The sequence below is a fragment of the Phenylobacterium sp. genome (assembly GCF_036821595.1).
In the GTDB taxonomy this organism is placed as follows: Bacteria; Pseudomonadota; Alphaproteobacteria; order Caulobacterales; family Caulobacteraceae; genus Phenylobacterium.
The window spans coordinates 1-6,544 of the sequence record NZ_DAISJG010000098.1 but is presented as its reverse complement, the minus strand read 5'-3'; the positions used below and the strand labels follow the sequence as shown (position 1 = coordinate 6,544).

Genomic DNA, 6,544 nt, shown 5'->3' with positions numbered 1-6,544 from the left:
GCGGCGAGGCATGGCGCATGCTGAACAAGTGGAGCGTCTTCGGTGAGGCCTGTGCGGTGTGCGGGGGGACCATGCGGCCCTACCGGCACGACTGGCTGCGCCGGTGCGAGGGCTGCGGGGTCCTGAACGCCGCCCTGGACATCGCCATCCCCGACCGGCCGGGCGCGGGCGAGCTGGACGAGGCGCTGCGCGAGGACGGGCTGGCGGCCCTGCGTGAGCGCAACAACGCCGCCCTGCTGGACCGGCTCACGCGGCTCAAGGCGGCGCCCGCCCGGCTGCTGGACGTGGGCTGCGGCCCGGGCTTCCTGCTGGGCGCGGCCCGGGACCGCGGCTATGCGGCCGAGGGTATCGAGCCCGACGCCAATACGGCGCCGGCCGCCGGCTCGCGGGGGGTGCGCGTGCGCCACGGCTACTTCCCCGACGCCCTCGAACCCGGCGAGCGGTTCGGGGCCATCGTGTTCAACGACGTGCTGGAGCACATCCCCGACCTGCGCGGGACCCTGGCCGCCGCGGCCCTGCACCTGGAGCCCGGCGGGATGCTGGTGCTGAACTGCCCCGACCGGCGGGGCCTGTTCTTCCGCGTGGCCGCGCTGGCCGACCGGCTGGGGCTGCCCGGGGCCTACGACCGGCTGTGGCAGAAGGGGCTGCCGTCGCCGCACGTCTGGTACTTCACTCCCGCCAACCTCGCCCGGGCGGCCACGGCCGTGGGCCTGCAGCCGGCCGGAGATCTGCGGCTGGAAACCGTGGCGCTGAAGGGCCTGTGGGCGCGGATCCGCTTCGTGAAGGGCCAGCCGCTGGCGGTGTCGGTCGCCGCCTGGCTGTTCGCGGTGGCCACCTGGCCGCTGGCGCGCGTGGCGCCGGCCGACGCGGTGGCCTGCTTCTTCCGCAAGCCCTGAGGTCCTAGTCGGCGAAGCGCGGCTTGCGCTTCTCCAGGATCGCCTCGACGCCTTCCATGTGGTCGTCGGTCAGGTGGCTGATCGCCTGGGCCGCGGCGCTCATCTCCATGATGGTGTCGTAGCTGGCGGTCTGGCCCTGCTTGAGCAGGGTCTTGGCCAGGCGAAGCGCGTGCGGCGGCTGCTCGGCGATGCGGTCGGCGAGTTCCATGGCCGCCTCCATCAACCCCTCGCGCGGGACCACCTTCGAGACCAGGCCCCAGTCGCAAGCGGTCTTCGCGTCGATGACGTCGCCGGTGAACAAGAGCTCGCAGGCCCGGCTCATGCCGATGGTGCGCGGCAGGAGCCAGGCGCCGCCGTCGCCCGGGATCAGGCCGAGCTTCAGGAAGGTGACGCCGAACTTCGCCTCCTCCGCGGCGATGCGGATGTCGGTCATGCAGGCCACGTCGCAGCCCAGGCCGATGGCCGCCCCGTTCACCGCCGCGATGGACGGGACCTCCAGGCCGTAGATGGCGCGGACGATGCGGTGGATGTTGCCGCGGTAGCCCTCGCGGATCTCCACGCCCGAGCCCGCGAAGGCCCCGGTGCGGGCCTGCATGGCCTTCACGTCGCCGCCGGCCGAGAAGGCGCGGCCCGCGCCGGTCAGCACCACGCAGCGGACGGACGGGTCGGCGTTGATCGCCGCGCAGGCGGCCGCCACCTGGTCGCCGTCACCGGGCGCGCCGAGCGCGTTCATGGCGTCCGGGCGGTTCAGGGTCATCACGGCCACCTTGCCGCGCCGCTCCACGGTGATCAGGTCCATCCCCTCGTCTCCTCGATGCGTTCAGGGCCCCCGTCATGCCGGGACGCCCCGCCGCGATCCAGCGGTTTCCGCTCAGCCGGCGTGGGCGCCGATGTAGCCCAGGGTGGCGGCGCGGCTGATGGCCTGGGAGCGGCCGGGGACGCGCAGCTTGCGGGCGGCGTTGGTGATGTGGAAACGAACCGTGGGCAGGGCGATGGAGACGATCTCGCCGATCTGCTGGTCGGTCTTCCCGGCGGCGGCCCACTTCAGGCACTGGATCTCGCGGCGGGTGAGGCGCACGGGCGCGGCCGCCATGCCGTGCATCTCGTCGGCGTAGGTCGCCACGAAGCGCAGCGCCAGGGCGTGCAGCCCGGCGGCGTGGGCCTCGAAGACCCTGGCCACGTCCAGCTCCGGATCGGGTGAAGCCCAGACCACCGCGCCGATCACGCCGCCCGGCAGGTAGGCCGGAGCCACGATGGCCACGCCGACGCCGAAGGTCTCGATCGGCCCCTCGGCTGCGACGGCGTCCAGCGCGCGGTTCGGACGCCAGCTCGCGAGCCGGCGGCCCGAGAAATAGAAGGGCTCCGAGCAGACGCGGGCGGCGTGGATGAACAGCGAGCGCAGGGCGAAGCCGCGATCCTCCCAGTAGCGCAGGTCGGGGTCGATCCAGCGGAATGCCGTCTCGGCCAGCGGCCGGCCGTCGGCCCCGCGCATGGGCGACGGATCGCCGATGTCGGCCGAGGCGGCCACGTACTCCAGCCCGATATCGCGCCCCGCTTCCGCCACCTGGCGGGCGAGGTCAGGCACGTCCAAAGGCAGACCTCCGACCGGCGCGCCCACCCCCGGCGCCTATCACTTCCGATAGCTTGTTCGCTCCGGCTCCGCTCCGCAAGCTTGCGCCCGTCGCACACCGGTCCCCGAAAACCAAGAACAAGCGCGACCATCTTTGGGAGGTTCGATGAACAAGCTGATGTGGGCGGCGTCCAGCGCCGTCATCGCCGCCGTGTGCGGCAGCGCCGGGGCGGCGTGGGCCCAGGAGGCCGAACCGGGACTGGTCAGCGAACTGGTGGTCACCGCCCAGAAGCGCGAGCAGAACCTGCAGGACGTGCCGATCGTGGTCACCACGCTTCCGGCGCGGCAGCTGCAGGATGCGGGCGTGCGGGACATCAAGGACCTGCAGGTCCTGACCCCCGGCCTGAACGTCACCTCCTCCACCAGCGCGGCGCAGACCTCCGCGCGGATCCGCGGCGTCGGCACCATCGGCGACAACCCCGGCCTGGAGTCCTCGGTGGGCACGGTGATCGACGGCGTCTACCGGGCCCGCTCCAGCGTGGCCTACGGCGACCTCGGCGAACTGGAGCGGATCGAGGTGCTGAAGGGCCCGCAGGGCACCCTGTTCGGCAAGAACACCTCGGCCGGCGTGATCAACATCACCACCAAGGAGCCGGACTTCACCTTCGGCGCGCGGGGGGAGCTGACGGCCAGCAACTTCGACGGCTGGGGCGTGGCGGCGAGCGTCACCGGACCGATCCTGGGCGACACCGTCGCCGGCCGGATCTATGCGGCGAAGCGCAAGCGCGACGGGTTCGGCGAGGTCCGCAAGGGCGCGGGCCCCGGAACGGTGAACGAGGATTCCAACGAGGACTACTGGACCGTCCGCGGCCAGCTCCTGTGGGAGGCGCGCGAGGGCTTCAAGGTGAAGTTCCTGGCCGACTACACCGACCGCGACGAGAACTGCTGCGTCAACTATGCGACCATTCCCGGCCCGACCGCGGCGATCATCGACGCCCTGGCGGCCGACGCCGGCATCACCCGCCCCGCCGATCCGTTCGGCCGCGTCACCTACGCCAACCGCGACATGGTCAGCCGCATCGAGGACGGCGGGCTCTCGCTCCAGGCGGACCTGGCGCTCACCGACGCCATCGACCTGACCTCGATCACCGCCTGGCGGCGCTGGAAGAGCGCCGGCGGCTCGGACATCGACTTCTCCTCCGCCGACATCTGGCACCGGCCGACGGACGGCTCGAACTACACCAAGATCGAGCAGGTCTCGCAGGAGCTGCGGCTCGCCGGCTCGACCGAGAAGCTGAACTGGATCGCCGGCCTGTTCTACCAGCGCGAGCTGCTGGACATGGTGGCCTTCACCAACCTGGGCGCGGCCTACGAGCCCTACTTCGGCCTGCTGCTGTCGCAGGGGACCAACCCGCAGTTCGTCTCGGTGCTGACCGGGCGGCCGTTCGGGACCAACTTCCCTGCCGGCCAGGGGCCGCGCGACAGCTTCGACCACGAGTCCAAGAGCTGGGCCCTGTTCGGCAACGCCAACTACCAGCTCACCGAGCAGCTCGAGCTGACCCTGGGCGTCCGCTACACGGACGACCAGAAGGAGGTCACCGCCCACTACACCAACTCGGTCCCGGCGGCGGCCTGCGCCGCGGCCCGGGCGCGGGGCCTGCCGGCGGCGGCCGTGGGCGCGATCTGCGCGCCGCACACCGACTCGGCGTTCGACAACGTAGTCACCGAACAGGACCGGGGCGAGAGGCGCTGGAGCGGCACGGTGAAGCTCGCCTACCGCTTCGACCCGCGGCTGATGGTCTATGGCTCCTATGCCGAGGGCTTCAAGAGCGGCGGCTTCAACCTGGACCGGGCGCGGATGGGGCCCGGCGTGATCAACCCGGACACGAGCTTCCCGGCCGAGACGGTGGCCAGCTGGGAGGTGGGCGTGAAGAGCAACACGGCCGACGCCAACCTGCTCTTGAACGCCACGGTGTTCCACCAGACCTTCGAGGACTTCCAGCTCAACACCTACACCGGCATCAGCTTCCTGGTGGCCTCGATCCCGGAGGTGGTGTCGCGGGGCGTGGACCTGGACTTCGCCTGGCGCACGCCGCTGGACGGGCTCTCGGTCTCGGGCGGGGTGACCTATGCCGAGACCCAGTTCGGCGAGTTCGTCCCGCCGGCCGGCATCTCGGCCCGGCTGCCGAACACCCGCATCTCCTACGCGCCCCTGTGGTCGGCGGCGACGACGGCGTCCTACGAGCGGTCGCTGGACAACGAGCTGAAGTTCCGCGCCTCGCTGTCGGCCAAGTACACGTCGGAGTACAACACCGGCTCCAACCTGGACCCGCTGAAGAGCCAGAAGGAGCTGGTCCTGCTGAACGGCCGGCTGGTGCTGGGCTCGGAGGACGACCGCTGGTCCGTCGAACTCTGGGCGCAGAACCTGACCAACGAGGACTATTACCAGGTGATCGTCGACCAGCCGCTGCAGACCGGCACCTTCGCGGGCTTCCTCGGCGCGCCGCGGACCTACGGCCTCACCCTCAGGACGCAGTTTTAGGGGGCCGCATGGACCTGGAGCTCGCCCCCGAGGACCTGGCCTTCCGCGACGAGGTCCGCGCCTTCCTGGCGGAGAACCTCACGCCGGAGCTCCGGGCGGTGGGCGAGCGCCAGACCAGCGTCTTTGTCGAGCCGCGACACAGCCTGGTCTGGCAGAAGATCCTGCACGCCCGCGGCTGGGCCGCCCCGTCCTGGCCGAAGGAATACGGCGGGCCGGGCTGGACGGAGATGCAGCGCTACATCTTCGCCGCCGAATGCGCCCGGGCGCGCGCGCCCAACCTGGCCCCCATGGGGCTCAGGATGGTGGGTCCGGTGATCATGGCCTTCGGCACGCCGGAGCAGAAGGCGCACTACCTGCCGCGCATCCTCTCGGGCGAGGACTACTGGTGCCAGGGCTATTCCGAGCCGGGCGCGGGCTCGGACCTGGCTTCGCTGCAGCTTCAGGCGCAGAGCGACGGCGACGACTACGTCCTCTCCGGCTCGAAGATCTGGACCACCCACGCCCAGTTCGCCAACCGGATGTTCTGCCTGGTGCGGACCAGCCGCGAGGGCAAGCCGCAGGCGGGGATCACCTTCCTGCTGCTGGACATGGCGAGCCCCGGGATCACGGTCCGGCCGATCATCACCCTGGCCGGCGAGCACGAGGTGAACCAGGTCTTCTTCGAGAACGTGCGGACGCCCAAGGCCAACCGCCTGGGCGAGGAGAACCAGGGCTGGACGGTGGCCAAACACCTGCTGGAGTTCGAGCGCGGCGGCGGCTCGGCGCCCGGCCTCAAGGTCCAGCTGGGGCGGGTCGAGGCCATGGCCGGCGACCTCATGGACGACCCGCACTACCGCCGTCGACTCGCCGAGGCGCAGATCGCGGCGGAGGCCATCGACATCTCCGAGCGGCGGGTGCTGAGCGCGCTGGCGGGCGGGCGGAACCCCGGCCCGGCGTCCTCGATGCTCAAGACCCAGGGCACGGAGGCCATGCAGCGAATCGACGAACTGGCGGTCGCGGCCGCGGGAGCCTACGCTGGGGTGGACCAGCCGGGGGCCCGCCAGGCCGGCTCCAACCTGGAGCCGGTCGGGCCACAGGAAAGCCTCACGGCGATGGCCAGGTACCTGAACAACCGGGCCGCCTCGATCTATGGCGGCTCCAACGAGATCCAAAGAGACATCATCGCCCGGCTGGTTCTCGGGCTGTGAATCGGGAGGAGTGGAACTTGCAGCTCAACCTTCGCCGTCCGCCGTACCGGACCTATTCGATCAGCCAGCTCTGCCGTGAGTTCGGCGCCACCCCGCGGGCGCTGAGATTCTACGAGGAACAGGGCCTGCTGTTCCCCGCCCGGCGTGACACCGCCCGGGTCTATTCGTACAAGGATCGCGCCCGGCTGCGGCTGATCATGAACGGCCGCCGCGTCGGCCTTTCCATCGCGGAGATCCGCGACATCCTCGACCTCTACGACGAGGAAGGCGAGATCGCCCAGAACGCCGAGGCGCTGAAGATCTTCCGCCGGCGGATCGCCGCCCTGGAGGCCCAGCGGCAGGAGGTCGA

6 protein-coding genes are annotated in these 6,544 nt (G+C 71.1%); 4 read left to right on the top strand and 2 right to left on the bottom strand.

Features of this window, described 5'->3' with window-relative positions:
- Nucleotides 1-896 (top strand): class I SAM-dependent methyltransferase (locus V7Z97_RS18745; RefSeq protein ID WP_334164962.1); only part of this gene is annotated, 896 nt, incomplete at its 5' end.
- A 4-nt stretch (nt 897-900) separates the two neighbouring features.
- Here the strand turns inward: V7Z97_RS18745 and V7Z97_RS18740 are convergent.
- A complete protein-coding gene (locus tag V7Z97_RS18740) occupies nt 901-1,695 on the bottom strand; it encodes a crotonase/enoyl-CoA hydratase family protein (protein WP_334164961.1) in 795 nt (264 codons plus the stop codon).
- A gap of 72 nt (nt 1,696-1,767) precedes the next feature.
- Nucleotides 1,768-2,481, bottom strand: a complete 714-nt coding sequence (locus tag V7Z97_RS18735) for a helix-turn-helix transcriptional regulator (protein ID WP_334164963.1) — start codon at nt 2,479-2,481, stop codon at nt 1,768-1,770.
- A 151-nt stretch (nt 2,482-2,632) separates the two neighbouring features.
- Here V7Z97_RS18735 and V7Z97_RS18730 point away from each other — a divergent pair, with 151 nt between their 5' ends.
- The 3 genes from V7Z97_RS18730 to V7Z97_RS18720 form a co-directional block, all read left to right on the top strand.
- Nucleotides 2,633-5,008 (top strand): TonB-dependent receptor, encoded by a 2,376-nt coding sequence (locus V7Z97_RS18730; RefSeq protein WP_334164960.1) that lies wholly within the window; start codon nt 2,633-2,635, stop codon nt 5,006-5,008.
- 8 nt (nt 5,009-5,016) lie between these two features.
- Nucleotides 5,017-6,195: an acyl-CoA dehydrogenase family protein gene (locus tag V7Z97_RS18725; RefSeq protein WP_334164959.1), complete on the top strand. Its 1,179-nt coding sequence runs from the start codon at nt 5,017-5,019 to the stop codon at nt 6,193-6,195.
- Nucleotides 6,196-6,212: 17 nt separating this feature from the next.
- Nucleotides 6,213-6,544 (top strand): MerR family transcriptional regulator (locus V7Z97_RS18720; protein ID WP_334164958.1); only part of this gene is annotated, 332 nt, incomplete at its 3' end.

Coding starts and splice junctions, on each gene's coding strand:
- V7Z97_RS18725 (WP_334164959.1), top strand. CDS start 5,017: ATGGACCTGGAGCTCGCCCCCGAGGACCTGGCCTTCCGCGACGAGGTC.
- V7Z97_RS18740 (WP_334164961.1), bottom strand. CDS start 1,695: ATGGACCTGATCACCGTGGAGCGGCGCGGCAAGGTGGCCGTGATGACC.
- V7Z97_RS18730 (WP_334164960.1), top strand. CDS start 2,633: ATGAACAAGCTGATGTGGGCGGCGTCCAGCGCCGTCATCGCCGCCGTG.